Genomic DNA, 16,247 nt, shown 5'->3' with positions numbered 1-16,247 from the left:
TTACCTAAATTTCAATTTCATTTTTCATTTTATTCGAGAGTATACGACGTGGACTACGGAAAAAAACAAAAAATATAAGAAAAACAGCCATGAATCGCCATGGACTTGGGCCGAATTGGATATACGGAGTTGTTCTTTCCTCTAATACCGTCGGTAAATCCAAATACCCAATGCCTTTTTGGAATGTTTGTAATTCACCCATCATTTCACGTCCCCATGGATCAAAGGCCGTGGTAAGGCCAGTGACTGCAACTCGAACAATGGGTCTTCCCGATTCTATTGACCTTAGTCTACCAGCACCTGCATGTTGCATGGTTTCTGTTTGGCTTTCAAACCAAGAATCATTAGTGAGATTGAGAATGAATTCCGGCGGAGAATGTTCAATCATCTTACGAACTAAGTCGGGATAGAGAATTTCATAACAGATCAGTGGACTAAATGTAACAGTCTCTCCTGTTTTGGTTTGGAACCTCAAAGCATCTGTTAGTTTTCCTGGCATGTGGCGACTCGTTTCCGGAAAGAGGGAACGTAGCCAGGGCATTTGCTTTTCTCCCGGTAAATATTCTCCGAAAGGTAGAAGTATTTGTTTGTACCTTCTTTCTGACAACATAGAGATGGGATGGAGAAGAGTGAATGAATTTCTAGAACCTTCGTCTGAAACGAGCTCATTAAATACAAGAGGGGCATTGCTATTTCGCACGAGACTTTCTGTAATTTCCACAAAACTTTTGCTATACGTTGAGTTTTGATCCTTAGAATCGAGGGTTCCAAGAAACGGAATAGCTGATTCGGGAATTACAATTAAATCAATAGGTTTAGGAGAATTTCGAATGGCTTCTAGACCAATATCATAAACCGATTGTATGGTTTTAGTCATCCATACTTGGTTTTCCTGAACTTCCCTTTTCGCATACTCTGTATTTGGTTGTAGTAATGTTAGATGTATGGTTGGACCTTGAGGGATGGTTTCTGCTAGGAAGTATAAGTTAATGGTGAAAAAACAAACGATTGGAAGAAGATAGGGAAGATAACCACGAATCCCTTTGTCGGATTTAAGAATCATCAGATATAAAAGGGAGGCAGAGATAACGGAAACAAACCCTAATACTTCCGTTCCCAATCGAGCCATCTGCCGCCAAATGATATTGTTTCGAAATAAATCCCCCCAATACACTGGAAAAACCATGGGGCAAATCCAATCGGAGATTAAAAAAAGAGAGGGGAGGACAAGCAAAAAGAAATAGGTGTCTTTTATCTTTCGTTGTTTTGTAAAAAAGACAGAACCAAAAAAAATAATTCCAATCTTGTAAAATGAAACAAGAGCATAAATCAAAAATAGGAGTGAAGATAGGATCACTCCCTGTCCTGAAATATTTCGGATGGCATTCCAGATCCAATAGAAACTGGTAAGAGTCACAAGACTGGAGAAAAGAAGAGTCGAAGTGAGCGTTTGTTTCCAATTGGAAGTGGTTGTGAGTTGTTTGGTGAAATAAAGAAGTAGGAAGATACAAAGAAACCCTGCGGAAGTGAATCCGAAGGGTTCTAGGGCCAACGCAAATAAAATTGCTGCTGGTATGAGTAATAAAAGTGGATATTTAATTTTCGGAATTTTTGAGTGTTTTCTCATATTCCATTCTTCTTGAATATTCCTCTGCTAATTCCTTACTGCCTAAGGTTTGGATTCTAATTTCCATTAATTTTTTTTCACGTTCGGATTCCGAAAGGTTGGGATAGTTTTTTAGTAAGTTTTTTTCTTCTGTTTGGAGTTTTGAAATTTTTTCCTCTTCTTCCTTCATTTCTTTCAATACTTTTTCCATCCGATCGTTTCCATCTTTACCAAAATAACGAATCCTAACTTCTTTTTCTTTGGCCTCTCTCTCTGAACCAGATAACTTAGAGAGTTCGTTTTGCCTTAGGTCCATTTCTGTTTCAAACTTATCAAACTTAGGTTCTCTTGCAGCCACTGCATTATAAAAGGAACCAAAGGATTTTTTACGGTAGTCTTCGTATAAACGAATTCTTTCGTCTGCTTTTAAGTTTTTGGTTTCATCTAAAAAATTCTTTCGGTTAAAACTAAAATCAGCGGTTGCTTCTTCTAATCCGAAAATGAGTTCCGCATCTTCTTTGGCAAAATATTTCCTTCTGAGTTGTTTGATCTGTTCGTATCGTTCTTGGTTGGTGTAGGATTTGCTAGAAGGATCTAATTGAACCATTGCTTCTTCATACTTTAAATAATTGGATAACATGCCAATCAATCGTTTCGCATCTTCTCCATTGTATTCATTTTGGAGGAAGGCTTTGATGTATTCGTGGCATTGTTCGCGTGTGCTGCCTTCCGGACATTGCCTACGTAAGTTCCAAAGTTCCGATATAAAATTTAGCTCTCCTGATTTTGCACGGGTAAGGATTTCCTCGAAACGCAAAAACTGTCCATCAGCAGTGAAGATGGTCTTTGCTGATTCTAAATAAAATGGATCTACTGAGAATCCATCACTTTGTGTGCGAAAGTAAGATTCGGCTTTGTCATTTGGATTTTCATCGTTTGTGTTTTCCATTTGGTTGGGACTGAGGATCCGAAAGGCAATGTATAATAGGAGTAAGACTCCAATGCCGTAACTAAGGTAACGTAAATATTTAAAATTCATGGGAGATGGTATCGTAGTAAAGGATGGATAGAAACTTCTGCAAACAAAAAAACCCAAGCGTGTGCTTGGGTTTTTCGAAAAAACTTCGGAATTGAATTACTGATTAGCCTTCATGTTGGAAGCCATATTCAAATAGTAACCTTCTACATCATACCAAAGACTTCCAGAACGAAGAGTGTTGGATGCTTGTAAGTGGTCTACACCTGTAGTGAAGATTCCGTAAGAAGGTCCGCCTTTCCAAGTTCCCCATTTTTGAGAAGAAAGCGGAACGAGACCATCGTTAGTAGCTCCTTGTCCTTGGAAAAGCCCACCAGCAGCACAAGCCGGGTGAAGAATTCCCATAAGTGGGTGTTGGATGAGGTCGGGAAGTGTGATGTAAGATCCATAAGAGAAATACTTCACACCTGATTTGTTAGGAGTGTAAGAGTTAAAAGAAGTGAGTCCTTCTTTGGTCAAAGAAGACAAAGCCGCTAAAGCGTTTTGTTGGTTGGTTCCACCGTAAACTACTTTTACAAGAGTTTCTACAACGCTTGCTACAAATGGTTGGATCCATCCAGGAAGCACAGTTTTGATAATGTCTGCAATCGGTGAACCGTAGTGTGGCGTATTCAATGTGGTGAGGGAAGCTGTGCGTCCAGAAAGTCCAAGGTTCGAAACCATATAACGGCTATCGAGTCCACCTTGGGAGTGACCGAGGATGTGGAATTTTCCCGTGTAGTTTGTGGCAGCCGAGTAAGTAAGAATGGCAGCCTTTAATTCCTGAGCGCGAACTTCGTTCGAGTTTGCTGCAGTTTTTCCTGGAGCAAATACGGTAGCTCCTTGGCTTCGGAGGTAATCGTCAGTTCCACCCCAATAGTTTACGATGCTGATGATTCCGCCAGAGTTTTCGCCCCAACCAAAAAGGCCATGGGATAGGATGATTGGGTAGGTACCAGCAAGTGGCTTCGAGGAAGAACCGGAGCTAGCGAGAACGGGAGTTGCTAAAGCGACTGTTATAAAAATGGCTAAAAGACCTTTCTTTATCATAAAATTTTCACCTTTGAATTTTCTAAGATAAAACTGTGTCAATTTGCCTTACTTAAGGCAAGGATAATTTCGCTACAGATTTGAAAAAAAAACGGTATTTTTGTAACAATTGAACGCGTTCAAAAAATACTTGTGGTTCGATCGGTTCTCGTTTCCATTTGAAGGGAAGTAGTTTTTTAGTTTTATGCCAAACACGTTGCCAAAAAAAATATCCAACCAAACATTGAGTAAACGAGAAGTGACAAAGGAGAGGATTTATAATTCTGCGATTACCTTGTTTCGAAAAGAAGGTTATGAACTCGCTACCATGCGTCGGATTGCAAAAGAGGCTCGAGTTTCTTTAGGCCTTACTTACTACCATTTCAAAACGAAAGAAGAGATAGTTCTTCATTTTTATAGAGAGACTCAAATTGAAGTCAAACAACGAGCCACAAATTTTTTTAAAACAACAAGGGACTTTAAGTCCAGACTCAAATTCATCATTCTAACTCAATTGGAAAGTTTTTCTGATTATAAAATTTTTTTGCAAGTATTGGCTAGACATGCGGGAGATCCAAATCATTCCCTTTCCCCATTCAGTCCTGAGACATTACTCATTCGAGAAGAGACTGTGGGCCTCATCCGTGATGCCTTAGAGACATCGAATTTAAAGATTCGAGATGACCTTGCTGCGATTTTGCCAGAATTACTTTGGATGGAACAAATGGGGTTAATTTACTTTTGGTTGTCTGATTTTTCAAAGTCTTATATCAATACAAAACTTCTAATGAATGATTCCTTAGAATTGACATTCAAACTCATCAAACTTTCCAATTTTCCTTTGTTTAAAAACGTAATGGGCCCTATCTTTCGGATGTATCGTTTGGTAAAAGGAAACCCTCTAACAAAAAATCGCTAAAACTATACTTGCCAAAGCTAAAATAGTTCGGTAATATCTGTCGCATGAAAATAGCCCGAAAGAATTGGTTTCCCTTTGGTTTGCGTCCAAAACCAAATGGTCTATTTTATCTTTTTATAAAACTCGTTTGCGGTAACGAATATAAAACCGTTCAAAGGAAGATTTGTCCCAGAACTTCACTGCTTCTTCGTTTTGTAAAATGGCCCTAAGCTCAATCGCCGGGATGCATTTTTCTTTGCACCAAAGGTCTACATCTTCTAGAAGAGAAGACATATATCCTTTTTTCTTTTTGCCGAGTTTGGTGACGGCAAGATCGATAAATAGGCTTCTTTCTTCTTCTAAATGGGGTTTTTCTTCCACCCGACCAATGAGTAAAGATACAAGTTCCGCCTCTTCAAAGAACCCACGCATATACACTTTGCCAGTTCCAATGAGTTTGAAGTAGATATCGGTGAATTTGGTTGCGGCCCGTGGGCGGATGCGAAAAAGACCATCTAACTCGAGTTCGTTTACCTTACGATAAAACTGATTTACGAGTTCGATGGTCTGGTTTCTATCGGATTCGTTTAGGTCTCTAATCACCTAAACCATTCGATTGATGAGGTAAGTTTTTAGTTCAGCCACTGGGATTCGCTCTTGTTTCATCGAATCTCTTTCCCGAATGGTGACCGTTCCATCACTCATTGTGTCGTAGTCCACAGTGATACAAAACGGAGTTCCAATTTCGTCATGGCGGCGGTACCTTTTTCCAATAGCACCACTGTCATCATAATCTACATACCAGTGGTTTCGTAGGTCCGCATAAATTTCTTTAGCTTTGGCATCCAGTCCGTCTTTTTTCATCAAAGGAAAGATCGCCACCTTCATTGGGCTCACTCGTTTTCCAAAACGAAGGACGGTGCGAATTTCATCCTTTTCTAATTTTTCTTCTTCATACGCATCACAAAGGACGGCAAGGAAAAGTCTGTTGAGACCAAGGGCTGGTTCTACCACATAAGGAAGGTATTTTTTCTTAGCATCCAGATCATGATACTTCAAATCTTCAGAAGAAAAGGTTTCATGTTGGGTAAGGTCGTAATCGGTCCTGGAAGCAACACCCCAAAGTTCTCCCCAACCAAAGGGATATTTGTATTCAATGTCACTTGTGGAATCACTATAAAAAGAAAGTTCTTCCTTTTCATGTTCGCGGACACGTAGGTTTTCTTTTTTAAGTCCGACTACATTTACGAGCCAGTCCATGCAATAGTCGACCCAATACTTAAACCATTCTTTTTGGGTTCCTGGTTCGCAGAAAAATTCCATCTCCATTTGTTCGAACTCGCGAGTACGAAAGATAAATTGGCGAGCCATGATTTCGTTTCGAAAGGACTTCCCGATTTGGGCAATTCCAAAAGGAACTTTCTTTCGAGCAATTTGGGTTACGTTTTTAAAATTGATAAAAATCCCTTGGGCCGTTTCCGGGCGAAGGTAAATGTCTGTGGCTCCTTCTTCGGAGGCACCGTGGGATGTTTTGAACATCAAATTGAATTGGCGGGCATCCGTAAAACTTCCGACCGTCCCACAGGTAGGGCAGGCATAAGCTTTGTCTCTTATGGTATTTGTGAGTTCTTCTAAACTTTTTCCGGTAGCGGCACCTTCCCCTTCTTTATCTTCCAAAAACTTATCCACTCGGATTCGTGTTTTGCATTTTTTACAATCCATAAGGGGATCATTGAAGTTGGAAATATGGCCAGATGCTTCCCAAACGCGTGGGTGGAGGAGGATGGAGGAATCAAGCCCCAAAACATCGTCCCGTCTATGAACAAAGTATTCCCACCAAAGTCTTTTTAGATTGTTTAATACTTCGATTCCGTTCGGGCCATAGTCAAATGTGTTGGAGAGGCCTCCGTAAATTTCGGATCCTGGGAAAACAAAGCCTCTTCGTTTGGAGACTGCTACTATGGGTTTGAGCGACTGCTCTTCTTTCTCTTTCGGCTGTGCCATATCCGCCAAATTTTTTGTTTTCCATGAAAATTCAAAGTATTTTCCTTGAGATAAGACTAAAGAATGGATTCGGCAAACGTAAAAACACTCTCTCCCTGGGCTAAAAAATCCTTAACCTTCTTCCTTTGGATGTCCCCCTTGTTTTCTTTGGGACCATTTCTGGCCTTTGGTATCCTCTTTGCCTTCCCAGGTGAATTTAGGCTACGCCTCCGTGCCTTAGCCGTCATTGCAGTTTATATCCTTTCTTGGATTGTATTCTATCCCGTGGAACTTCTCCATAGGTCCGGATTGGAATGGGAAGGAGTGATCAACGAATTCCTTGCCAAAGATTCCAGAAGCCTTCAGTTGAAGTTTGGATTTGTAATCCTTTGTTTTTTATTACTCCTAACGAACTATCTCCACAGCCGAAGCCGTAACCAAAAAAGAGAGACAGTTCGAAAAACAAAACTACAAACAGAAAATCCCCATTCCACAATTCGTACTGAGATGCGAATCCGTGATGCAAAATTTGATACACTTCTACTAGTCTTATTCCTTGCTCTTCTTCTTAATTTGGGATTTCAATACTTCTCCGAAAAATTACATCCGAACAAATCACTTTCGCCACTGGCCCCACTTGTGGATGTTTACCAATTTGTATTTAATTATTCGATCTCCCTTTGTATTTTGCTTTTTAGTTTTAATCGAAACAAAATCCCTTCCCTCATTGCAAAACCTTATTTGCGTTATATGGAAGGAATTCGTATTCGAGAGAGATGGAAAGCAGCAGTTGTATCCCAAAGTCGCTTCCCATTTCGGTTGGAACTAGTGGTAAAAGAAAAGGCAAAATTTCGAGATCGGATCCTTCCTGGTTTTGGACATGTCTATGTTTATGAATACTGGCGCGGATTTCCGATTTTATTTTTAACTCTCCTTTTGTTTTTGTTTTCAGCAGTCTGGGTTTTTTCTTATTTAAGTCCTATCTTTGGAATTCAATTTTTAGCAGGGTTTGGATTAAAACCTGGAGTTCCCGATAAAGATTTTTTTATCTCAGCACAAAACGTAGCTTATGCGGGATTCTCCGTTTTAGCCCTTGTCGGAATATACTTTTATTCCTCTTACTTACTCGAAAAATCTTTTAGTTTGGAGAACTTAGGAGTTAAAGAAGACAAAGTTGGTGAGTCAGAACCATTTTTTAAACCGGGTTTACGCAAAGGATTTCGAAATGTTTTGCCACTGTCGTTACTCTTTCATTTGATTTTGATTTCACTTGTTTTTCTTATTCCGATCACACTCCAGCGGAATAAAAAGAAAGACCAGTCTTCACAAAAAAATGAACATTTTCGGCCTGAAAAAATGGAATTCTATTTTATCGATCCAAATGTTCCTGACGATACCAAGGGACTCAATGGTGGAATTGTCACAGGAAATGAAACCGAAAACAAAGAGAAAGGGGAAAAAATCTCCAACGAAAAAGTAGCGGACAATGGCCCGGTTAAAGGTTATATAAAAAAAATTCGCGGGAAAAAAGTCCCACCCACTTACTCTAATTATATCTCAGCAAAGATGCGGATTCCTGAAAGTTATATGGATTATTGGGCAAAAGCTCCTCATCCTTATTCTTCTGTAGTTGCTTATACCATCACTCAAGATGGGGATGTGATCGATGTGGAACTTGTCGAAGCCTCCGATTATCCGGACCAAGATTTACGAACCTTACAACTTGTAGAGAGTTTGGGTCCACTCATGCCACCACCTGGAACCAAAAATGACATCCGAGTAACTGAGTTATTCTGGAATGGTCCCATTGACCCTGAATTTGTTCCCACACCTTTACAAAAAGAAATGATCAACTTATTTGACGGCCGTTATATGGAAGAGTTATCAGAATGAAAGAAGTTGGGTTTTTTGATTATTTAATTGGATCACTTACGGTTCTTCCTTGGGCCATAGTCATTTGGAAAGCATACAAACCGAAGAAAGGATGGCAGGAAGTTTTAGGAATTCTTTTGGCTTTGGTTTTTGGGTGGTTGTCTACAGATCTTATTCTACGTCTCCACCCCATCCTTTGGCCTGAAACCGATTTTATGCCGAAGAAAAAAATTAGTCTCCTTTCCCAAACAGCCCACCTAGCGTTCATTCAAGCGGGAATCACTGAAGAAACTTTCAAAATATTTTTTATTATGATTTTATCTTTTGTATTGGGTTATGATAAAAAAACAAAAACTTTTTCTCCCAATGTAGTTTTGTTTGGCTCTTTCGTAGCCATGGGATTTTCCTTTATCGAAAACACACATTACATTGCCAGGGAACCAGAGGAAAAAAAATTAGATCTGTTTTTTGCTAGAACCGTTCATTCTTCCAATATCCATTTACTCATTAATCTTTGTTTCTCTTTGTTTTTGTTAAAGAGTAATGCTAAATTGGAATCAGCAAATAAAAGACTCTATATTGGTTTTGGGTTTTTGTTAGCGGTTATGCAACATGGGGTTGTTGATTTTCTTTTGATTCCTGGTTCCACCATTGGGCTTTGGATCGCCACATCTTTGTTTGTGGGAATTTGGGTTTGGGTTGTCAATGATTGGCGAGAACTAGTGCAAGAAAGAAAAGAGGAAACAAAGAATCTGGCCACCGCAATCACCGAATAACCAATCGATTCGGATTGTGGATTACATACAGCTTTCTACTTCTACTTTGTAGATAAAAAAACTCTGATACCCGCTTCCGAATATTCTTCCCAATCCATCTGGTAGGTTCTGATTTTTGGAATTTCTGGATGGCTCCAAATTTCTGCCCAAAATTTCGGAACAACTTCCTCGGGAGCCCCTGGTTGGATTTGAAAGTAACGACCGTTTTGTGGAGTGATCTGAACCTTTTCCATTCCAGCGAGCACTTCTGCGTTTGGTTCCACAGCATAACCTAACAAAAAATCGTAAGCCCCATTTTCATCCGATGCATAATTAAAATACACACCAAAGAGTGGATCAAATTTTCGCAAGATTTCCATTTGTTTGGGAATGTCTTCTTTATAAAACCGAGAATATACGGCAGGTATTTTAATATCAGCATCCCCCGGCGCGTTGGAAGTTCGGATACGAAGTCCCATCACCGTGAATTTTTCCGTTTTTACTAGTGGTTCCGTCACTTCCGACATATAGAAAAAGTTTCAGTTTCGCAAAAAAACGCAACCTTTTCTTGGTGAAGTGTTTGACTTACTGCACCTCCCTGTACTTATGGTAATTACTCCTGGTGATTATGGAGAGAAGGCCATACCCGTTCCCATTCCGAACACGGAAGTCAAGCTTCTCATCGCCGATGGTACTATTGGGTTCGCTCAATGGGAGAGTAGGACATTGCCGGGTTAGCACTAATAACTCATACGAAAGCGTGGACTTAGGTTCACGCTTTTTTTATTTCTGGACGGTTTGTGTGAGCCGGCTGCCGTCCGCGACTATTCGCTAGGCAAACATAGTTTGCTCCGCGAATGTCGCCTGCTCGTTCCCTACGGGTCACTGCGCAGCTTTGCCGGTTTGAATTTTATGAAATGGAAAGCTAATCGAAAGGTTGGCTTTTTTTATATACGTGTTAAATCCCCATGAGGGAAGTCAATAGCCGCAAGGAACAAATGGTTTGCGAAATGGGCGAGGTATTCTTCAAGGAGCAGACCTCAGAGCCAGGAGTTTTATAGTTTTATGAAATTTGATATTAGCTCCAGAAAATATTAGAAGATTTGATTTTTGATAATCATCAAGTAGTATTCTGAAGATTAAGTGAAGAGAAGGATCTGATAACAAGTATTAGGGGTAAAGAAAGAATGATGAGTTATAAAAATTTCTCTACAAATTCAGCTTGTGAATACTAAAGAAGGATATAACAATTTTTTTCATCAATCCCACAGGGAATAGGACTAAAAGTAATAGTGTATGAAAAGAAACTTAAAAGTTCTTATTTCATTTTTTATTGTTGTTGGATTATTTGCCAGACCAAGTAATTTACCGACTAATGCAGAGAGATGTATTGACGAAAAATGCTACAAACTTGTAAAAGAAAATGATGATTTTCGACTAATTAAAATTTGGGATCTAGAAGGAGTTATTCAATCGGAAAGTAAAATTGATAAAAAGCATTCAGGTATTAGTTATGATACTCTTTACTATCACGGGAAATTTTATCAAAGATTCCAAAATAATAGGACCAATAGAGTAAAAAAATATCTACCACCAGAGTATAAACCTAAAAAAATTCCGGCAGATGCTGTATTTAACTTAGAGCTATCCAAATGGGAAAGCGGTAACTATATAGAAGGAAAAAAAGAGGGAATATGGAATTTATACTGGGCAGATGGAGAATTTGCTGGAAATGCAGTTTATCTCAATGATAACTTAAATGGTGATGTAGAAATTGGATATGAAGATGGAAAGAAACATCTTAAATGCAGCTATTTGAACAGAAAAAGAAACGGAGTCTGTTTAAGCTACTTTCCAAATGGAAGCATTTTTCAGGAGTCTCTGTATCGGGATGGTCAACTTGATGGTATTAGAAATACTTATGATGAAAAAGGGAATTTGGTCTATATTGATAAATTTATTAAGGGAAAATTCATAAATGAATCGAAGTAGTAGTTTGCTTTATTTTGAACCTTGAACTAGTCGATAAATCAGAAGACGGACTGTAAGAGATAGATTTCTTATCCAAGAAAGTGAGTGCTTGTTCCGAAGTTGTTGAAGGTAAGCCAAGCCGCGTAGCTACTAACTCATTTTATACAAAGTGATCGATTTATAAAGTCCAGTCTTCGATTCTTAAATTTTTGACTCTTTCAAATTCTTTAGTATTGTTTGTTACAAAGATTAGGTTTCGAGAAATCGCTTGAGCAGCTAAAAGAGCATCGATAGATCCAATGATTTTCCCTGATTTTTTTAAATCGGCTTTAATTTTTCCAAAAGCTTCAGTGTCTTTTTGTTCGAAAGGTAATATCTCAAAAATAGTTAGGAATTCAATGAGAGAGAGTCGATTTTTCTCCTTATGGGCACTATTTTCGACGCCAAATTCAAGCTCCGCTAATGTTAAAGATGAGATAGAAATACCTTTGTTATGATTTCTTTTTAATTTATCTAAAAGTAGTTGGTTTTTCTTTTTAATTAGAAAAATACAAATATTTGTATCGAGAAGGAACATCAAAAACTCTCTCTTTCTGATTCAGGTAAATCAATTCTCCCTTCTTTAAGGAAGTCTGTAGTGAAACCATTCAAACCATCAAGAAAGGTATTCCATGCCTTGTTTTTGGGAACTAGAATAACAGCATCTCCCACTTTCTGTATAAAAACTTCTTCTCCCTTGAATTGAAATTCTTTTGGAATTCTGACTGCTTGGCTTCTACCGTTAATAAATATTTTTGCTGTTTGCATGAATTATGGTATATACCGTGATATATTCCTGGTCAATATTCTTTTTGAGTATGTTTAAATTTTTATAGATCACCATCTTATTAGCGAAATTTCCAATTCATTCATTTTCGAGAATGTCTGTCGCTGTTTGACTTCCCAATTGTTCTGCGAGTCCAATCAGAATTCCTTCCACCCCACGAATGTAACAGAGCCGATAGATATTCTGAAAATTAACGACTTCACCAACAAGTTCAGCACCAAACTTTGTTAGTCGAGATAACAATTCGTCAAGGTTGTCCACTCGGAACAGGATCCGAAGGTAGCCAAGTGAGTTAACAGGAGCGATTCTATGGTCAGCTATCGTATTAGGGGAAAGAAATTGCGAAAGTTCAAGTCGGGTGTGTCCATCAGGAGTCACCATCATCGCAATCTCAACTTTTTGATTTGCAAGTCCTGTAACTCGTCCCGCCCATTCTCCTTCCACTGCCATGCGACCTTCTAATGTCAGCCCTATCTCTTCGAAAAAAGAAATTGCCGAATCGAGGGATTCAACTACGATTCCGACATTGTGCATTTCCAATAATTTACTTTTTGCCATGGCCTTCTTTTCTAATGAAGTTGAATTTGATCAAGATGATTTATTGGTGTTTCCATTTTGGAAATGTAAATAGCTTATTGGTTGCGGAATGGGTGAGGCTTTTCATAAGAAGCCTGAGCATGTTCGGGGAAAAGTTCACCCCAGATCCACCGAGGAACTCACAGTAACTTTGAATAATTGATACACATCCATTCCTTCGGGAAGAACCAAATGGCCGTCAATGGCAAGAGAGGCAATTCCATGAACAATTGCCCAAGCACCAAGGGCTTTGGCATGAGCCAACTCTTTACTCACTCGTTCACTGGCAAAGGCAGCAAAGAGCAAACGAAAGGGACGTTGAGAACTCATCCATATTTCTTTGTTAGCTGTTTCCGGACCAGATTTTATACCTAGATCGATTTGGTTTAACATCAAGCGGTAAAGGTTTGGATGTTTCATCGCAAAACGAATGTATTCCACACCATAGTGATAGGCGAGGGAACGCCCACGGGTTTTCGGATTTTCCTTCTGTGCGACAAGCATGTTGTCTGCCAACTCATCATAACCGGAAGCCGCCACTGCCTGGAGTAATTCCTGTTTTCCTTTGAAATGAGCATAAGGTGCCATGTGGGTCACACCGATGGCAGAGGCAATGGAACGAAGGGAAAGTGCTTCTGTTCCTTGGTTTTGTAAGAGGGTGCGTGCTGCGGTTATGAGTGCGGGACGAAGGTCCCCATGATGGTAGGAACTGGATTCTTTCTCCTGACTCTGTTTCTTCTCGGCCATTACAACCTATAAGACCTGCTTAGCAAACCGGTAAAGCCTTTTCGAAAGAGATTCCAAAAGATCCGGCCTAAATCCACCAACATGACAGAAGCCCTATTTTTAGAGAAAGCGGTAGAAAAAGTGATTGCAATCTTTACAGTGTAAAGATTGGCTTGGTAACAAAGGAATTCCTTTTGGGAGAACAGAATGTCTCATTATGACACGGTGGTCATTGGTGCTGGTAACGCTGGTTTGATGGCGGCCACTCGGCTACAACGCGAAGGTTCAAAAACTTTGTTATTGGAAAGGCATAATGTTCCTGGGGGGTGTGCTACTTCCTTTGTGCGCGGCGATTTTGAATTTGAAGTCGCTCTCCACCAACTCAGTGGTGTAGGCACAGAATCCAGTCCGTTTATCATGCGCCGAGTTTTTGAAGAACTTGGTGTCTTAAATAAGATAGAGCTCGTACAAGAAGAAGAACTATATCGTATCATTATGCCAGGTAGGTTAGATGTTACCTTACCTGCAGACTGGGTGGAATTACAAGAGCATCTAAAAAAACTTTTTCCTGAGGAAGCTGATTCGATAAATCGGTTTTTCACATTGAGTGAAGCTGTGGTCAATGAGTATTATTTTATTTTACCCCGAATCCGGCTATCCAACGATGAAGAAAAACTCCGAACCAAATGTCCGAATTTTACAGCTTATGGTCTTCGTTCTACAAGTGATGTCTTGAATGAGTTTTTTTCTAATGATGACTTAATGAATGTCATAACACCATACTGGAGTTATGTGGGAATCCCGACGACTGATCTGGTTTTTGCTGAATTTATCGGGATGTTATATTTTTACTGTGTATATAAACCTTGGCATATTAAAGGTGGGTCTCAAATGTTATCGAGCGCTCTTCTTTCTTCCTTTGAGGAAGCCGGGGGAGAGGTGCGTTTCCACTGCGCAGCCGAAAAAATCTTAACTGAGAATGGTGCAGTACGTGCGGTTCTTCTGGAAACTGGAGAAACAGTCACTTGTGATGCTGTTGTCTCTAACGCAAGTCCTCTCATTACTTATCATGAAATGCTTGATTTGGATACCCCACCACCATCGGTTCTCCAGGATTTTAAATCTAGGAGGATGGGTGTATCTGCTGTTTGTCTTTATCTTGGATTAGATTGTTCTCCCGAAGAACTTGGGTTTACAACAGCATCCACCTTTGTCATGACCACTTCCAATGCAGAAGTCACAGAAGATCGAATGTATACTCTGGATGCACCAGATTGGGGAATGGTCACTTGTTATAACTTCATTGATGAGGAACTTGCACCAAAAGGGAAAGCAGTTGTCACTCTTGTTGCCTTACAATATGGAGAAGCTTGGAAGGAGATTCCCCCGGAAGGTTACATTTCCACCAAGTATGAGTTTGGTGACAAACTTATTGCACTTGTGGAAAAAGCTTATCCGAAGATTAGAGAACATATCGAAAAAGCAGAAGTGGCAACACCTATGACAATGATGCGCTATTTGAATACTCCTGGAGGTGCCATTTATGGATTCAAACAGACGTTACAAGATGGATCCCTTATGCGTGAATCTCTTGATGCGATAGATTGCCTTTACTCAGCAAGTAGTTGGACAAGTATGGGCGGATTCCAACCTACTTATTTGAATGGTTATAATACAGCACGAAAGATTCTCAAACGATTCAAAACCCAGCGCAAATCAGTAAGTCGCTCTAATTAAAATAACAAACAAAGTGTTTTACTCAAATAATGATCACCCCCAAGGGAAGGAAAATAAAAACATGTCCGGTAATAATTTAGAAGTAGAATCAAACGTTTTCAATTCCGTTGTAGGATTTCGAGAAGCAGTCACAAAAAAAGAAGAGATGGAAAGTAAGGGTTCTAACTTTCAGGAACAGAAAGGGAATGTCCGCCGAACCATTGATAGTCTCCATCCCAAAAGGCTTCGTCTTCGAGTAAAAAACATTCGAGTAGATACCCCATCCACAAAAACTTTGGAGATGGTTTCGGTAGATGGGAGGAGTTTGCCTCCGTTTCAGGCAGGCCAGTATATTAATTTGTTTGTGTCCCTTTCTGGAGTTTCCACAGCGAGACCTTATTCTATTTCCTCTTCACCGAAAGATCTTAGCTCTTATGAGTTGACCATCAAACGAGCTGAAGGTGGGTTTGTGAGCCCTTATTTACTCGATGATGTAAACATTGGCCAAGAGTTCGAAAGTTCTGGACCCATGGGTTCCTTTCACCATAATCCATTATTCCATGGTAATGATTTAGTTTTTATTGCTGGTGGTTCTGGTATTGCTCCCGCTATCAGTATGTTAAAATCCATTTTGGCATCATCCGAACCATTTCGATTTCATATCATTTATTCGAACAGTTTTGAAGAGGATGTTATTTTTATTGAAGAACTCCGTAAACTTGCAGAGGTTCATAAGAATTTTCTTTTGACTGAGTTTTTATCCCGTGAGTCCAGTCCCAATTTCATAGGATACCGTGGAAGGCTCACTCTAACCGTATTACAAGAGTTACTTCCAGATGCTACCTCTAAGATGTATTATGTTTGTGGGCCCACTCCCTTCAATGAAAATTCTGCGGCACTACTTTCCGAACTTGGTGTTAAACCAGGTCGTATTTTAATCGAAAGTAATGGGCCACCGAAAATGCCTGAAAGTATGTCCGATTGGCCCAAAACAGTTCGTCCTGAGGATATCGTGAACATCAAAGTAGGAAACATTTCTTTTCAAGCCAAGGTGGGTGAACCTCTTTTGAATAGTTTAGAACGGAATGGATTTTTTACAGAGAATGCCTGTCGTTCGGGGGAGTGTAGCCTTTGTCGTGTGAAACTAAAATCAGGAGAAGTATTTAGTCCACCGGAAGCCAAAATTCGCAAGTCAGATCGTAAGTTTGGTTGGATCCATTCCTGTGTTGCGTTTCCAGTAACAGATGTAGAAATTCAGTTATAAGTATTGGCAT

The 16,247-nt window shown here is 39.6% G+C and carries 16 protein-coding genes and 1 rRNA gene; 7 read left to right on the top strand and 10 right to left on the bottom strand.

The window, feature by feature from the left end; translation table 11 throughout:
• Positions 1-4: 4 nt before the first annotated feature.
• The 3 genes from lnt to LEP1GSC195_RS10025 form a co-directional block, all read right to left on the bottom strand.
• The gene (gene lnt, locus LEP1GSC195_RS10035; protein ID WP_015682040.1) at positions 5-1,627 is read right to left on the bottom strand and encodes an apolipoprotein N-acyltransferase; all 1,623 of its coding nucleotides are present in this window, start codon (positions 1,625-1,627) and stop codon (positions 5-7) included.
• On the bottom strand, positions 1,596-2,645 hold the full coding sequence (locus LEP1GSC195_RS10030) for a lipase secretion chaperone (RefSeq protein WP_015681441.1): 1,050 nt from the start codon (positions 2,643-2,645) through the stop codon (positions 1,596-1,598). Before LEP1GSC195_RS10030 ends, lnt begins: the two co-directional genes overlap by 32 nt.
• Positions 2,646-2,741: 96 nt before the next feature.
• On the bottom strand, positions 2,742-3,668 hold the full coding sequence (locus LEP1GSC195_RS10025) for an esterase/lipase family protein (RefSeq protein ID WP_456297492.1): 927 nt from the start codon (positions 3,666-3,668) through the stop codon (positions 2,742-2,744).
• A 187-nt stretch (positions 3,669-3,855) separates the two neighbouring features.
• Between LEP1GSC195_RS10025 and LEP1GSC195_RS10020 the strand changes: the two genes are divergently transcribed.
• Positions 3,856-4,569 carry a TetR/AcrR family transcriptional regulator gene (locus LEP1GSC195_RS10020; protein WP_015682786.1) on the top strand — a complete coding sequence of 238 codons (714 nt, stop codon included), beginning with the start codon at positions 3,856-3,858 and terminating at the stop codon, positions 4,567-4,569.
• A gap of 114 nt (positions 4,570-4,683) precedes the next feature.
• On the opposite strand, the gene LEP1GSC195_RS10015 is transcribed toward LEP1GSC195_RS10020, so the two are convergent.
• Together LEP1GSC195_RS10015 and LEP1GSC195_RS10010 are read right to left on the bottom strand one after the other, a co-directional pair.
• Complete coding sequence (locus LEP1GSC195_RS10015; RefSeq protein ID WP_015680877.1) at positions 4,684-5,151, bottom strand: hypothetical protein; 468 nt, start codon at positions 5,149-5,151, stop codon at positions 4,684-4,686.
• The gene (locus LEP1GSC195_RS10010; protein WP_040507071.1) at positions 5,152-6,552 is read right to left on the bottom strand and encodes a glycine--tRNA ligase; all 1,401 of its coding nucleotides are present in this window, start codon (positions 6,550-6,552) and stop codon (positions 5,152-5,154) included.
• A gap of 63 nt (positions 6,553-6,615) precedes the next feature.
• Between LEP1GSC195_RS10010 and LEP1GSC195_RS10005 the strand changes: the two genes are divergently transcribed.
• Together LEP1GSC195_RS10005 and LEP1GSC195_RS10000 are read left to right on the top strand one after the other, a co-directional pair.
• Positions 6,616-8,424, top strand: a complete 1,809-nt coding sequence (locus LEP1GSC195_RS10005; protein WP_015682130.1) for an energy transducer TonB family protein — start codon at positions 6,616-6,618, stop codon at positions 8,422-8,424.
• Positions 8,421-9,179 (top strand): PrsW family glutamic-type intramembrane protease, encoded by a 759-nt coding sequence (locus LEP1GSC195_RS10000; protein ID WP_015681710.1) that lies wholly within the window; start codon positions 8,421-8,423, stop codon positions 9,177-9,179. Before LEP1GSC195_RS10005 ends, LEP1GSC195_RS10000 begins: the two co-directional genes overlap by 4 nt.
• Positions 9,180-9,220: 41 nt before the next feature.
• Here the strand turns inward: LEP1GSC195_RS10000 and LEP1GSC195_RS09995 are convergent, their stop codons facing one another.
• Positions 9,221-9,685: a GyrI-like domain-containing protein gene (locus LEP1GSC195_RS09995; protein ID WP_015682339.1), complete on the bottom strand. Its 465-nt coding sequence runs from the start codon at positions 9,683-9,685 to the stop codon at positions 9,221-9,223.
• A gap of 91 nt (positions 9,686-9,776) precedes the next feature.
• On the opposite strand from LEP1GSC195_RS09995, the gene rrf reads away from it, so the two are divergent.
• Together rrf and LEP1GSC195_RS19370 are read left to right on the top strand one after the other, a co-directional pair.
• Positions 9,777-9,893: ribosomal RNA gene (gene rrf / locus LEP1GSC195_RS09990) — 5S ribosomal RNA — on the top strand.
• Positions 9,894-10,454: 561 nt separating this feature from the next.
• Entirely contained in the window at positions 10,455-11,150 is a 696-nt protein-coding gene (locus tag LEP1GSC195_RS19370) for a toxin-antitoxin system YwqK family antitoxin (protein ID WP_015681328.1), read from the top strand.
• Positions 11,151-11,307: 157 nt separating this feature from the next.
• Here the strand turns inward: LEP1GSC195_RS19370 and vapC are convergent, their stop codons facing one another.
• From vapC to LEP1GSC195_RS09965, 4 genes are all read right to left on the bottom strand, one after another.
• Positions 11,308-11,706, bottom strand: coding sequence for a type II toxin-antitoxin system tRNA(fMet)-specific endonuclease VapC (gene vapC / locus LEP1GSC195_RS09980; RefSeq protein ID WP_015681953.1), 399 nt, complete (start codon positions 11,704-11,706; stop codon positions 11,308-11,310).
• Positions 11,706-11,936 carry a type II toxin-antitoxin system antitoxin VapB gene (vapB, locus tag LEP1GSC195_RS09975; RefSeq protein WP_015682617.1) on the bottom strand — a complete coding sequence of 77 codons (231 nt, stop codon included), beginning with the start codon at positions 11,934-11,936 and terminating at the stop codon, positions 11,706-11,708. Before vapB ends, vapC begins: the two co-directional genes overlap by 1 nt.
• A gap of 97 nt (positions 11,937-12,033) precedes the next feature.
• Positions 12,034-12,513, bottom strand: a complete 480-nt coding sequence (locus tag LEP1GSC195_RS09970) for a VOC family protein (protein ID WP_015681017.1) — start codon at positions 12,511-12,513, stop codon at positions 12,034-12,036.
• Positions 12,514-12,648: 135 nt separating this feature from the next.
• A complete protein-coding gene (locus tag LEP1GSC195_RS09965) occupies positions 12,649-13,278 on the bottom strand; it encodes a TetR/AcrR family transcriptional regulator (RefSeq protein WP_015681700.1) in 630 nt (209 codons plus the stop codon).
• Between the two features lie 186 nt (positions 13,279-13,464).
• Between LEP1GSC195_RS09965 and LEP1GSC195_RS09960 the strand changes: the two genes are divergently transcribed.
• Together LEP1GSC195_RS09960 and LEP1GSC195_RS09955 are read left to right on the top strand one after the other, a co-directional pair.
• Positions 13,465-14,994 (top strand): phytoene desaturase family protein, encoded by a 1,530-nt coding sequence (locus LEP1GSC195_RS09960; protein WP_015681597.1) that lies wholly within the window; start codon positions 13,465-13,467, stop codon positions 14,992-14,994.
• A 61-nt stretch (positions 14,995-15,055) separates the two neighbouring features.
• Complete coding sequence (locus tag LEP1GSC195_RS09955) at positions 15,056-16,237, top strand: FAD-binding oxidoreductase (RefSeq protein WP_015680950.1); 1,182 nt, start codon at positions 15,056-15,058, stop codon at positions 16,235-16,237.
• Positions 16,238-16,247: the final 10 nt, after the last annotated feature.

Origin of the sequence: Leptospira wolbachii serovar Codice str. CDC (assembly GCF_000332515.2) — a bacterium.
In the GTDB taxonomy this organism is placed as follows: Bacteria; Spirochaetota; Leptospiria; order Leptospirales; family Leptospiraceae; genus Leptospira_A; species Leptospira_A wolbachii.
The sequence above is the reverse complement of the archived record's forward strand: the minus strand, read 5'-3'. Positions and strand labels throughout refer to the sequence as shown.

Bases quoted from the DNA above. Each gene is read 5' to 3' on its own strand.
- LEP1GSC195_RS09960 (WP_015681597.1), top strand. From the start codon at position 13,465: ATGTCTCATTATGACACGGTGGTCATTGGTGCTGGTAACGCTGGTTTG.
- LEP1GSC195_RS10010 (WP_040507071.1), bottom strand. From the start codon at position 6,552: ATGGCACAGCCGAAAGAGAAAGAAGAGCAGTCGCTCAAACCCATAGTA.
- LEP1GSC195_RS10030 (WP_015681441.1), bottom strand. From the start codon at position 2,645: ATGAATTTTAAATATTTACGTTACCTTAGTTACGGCATTGGAGTCTTA.
- LEP1GSC195_RS10005 (WP_015682130.1), top strand. From the start codon at position 6,616: ATGGATTCGGCAAACGTAAAAACACTCTCTCCCTGGGCTAAAAAATCC.
- LEP1GSC195_RS19370 (WP_015681328.1), top strand. From the start codon at position 10,455: ATGAAAAGAAACTTAAAAGTTCTTATTTCATTTTTTATTGTTGTTGGA.
- LEP1GSC195_RS09995 (WP_015682339.1), bottom strand. From the start codon at position 9,685: ATGTCGGAAGTGACGGAACCACTAGTAAAAACGGAAAAATTCACGGTG.
- LEP1GSC195_RS10020 (WP_015682786.1), top strand. From the start codon at position 3,856: ATGCCAAACACGTTGCCAAAAAAAATATCCAACCAAACATTGAGTAAA.
- LEP1GSC195_RS09965 (WP_015681700.1), bottom strand. From the start codon at position 13,278: ATGGCCGAGAAGAAACAGAGTCAGGAGAAAGAATCCAGTTCCTACCAT.
- vapB (WP_015682617.1), bottom strand. From the start codon at position 11,936: ATGCAAACAGCAAAAATATTTATTAACGGTAGAAGCCAAGCAGTCAGA.
- lnt (WP_015682040.1), bottom strand. From the start codon at position 1,627: ATGAGAAAACACTCAAAAATTCCGAAAATTAAATATCCACTTTTATTA.
- LEP1GSC195_RS09955 (WP_015680950.1), top strand. From the start codon at position 15,056: ATGTCCGGTAATAATTTAGAAGTAGAATCAAACGTTTTCAATTCCGTT.
- vapC (WP_015681953.1), bottom strand. From the start codon at position 11,706: ATGTTCCTTCTCGATACAAATATTTGTATTTTTCTAATTAAAAAGAAA.
- LEP1GSC195_RS09970 (WP_015681017.1), bottom strand. From the start codon at position 12,513: ATGGCAAAAAGTAAATTATTGGAAATGCACAATGTCGGAATCGTAGTT.
- LEP1GSC195_RS10000 (WP_015681710.1), top strand. From the start codon at position 8,421: ATGAAAGAAGTTGGGTTTTTTGATTATTTAATTGGATCACTTACGGTT.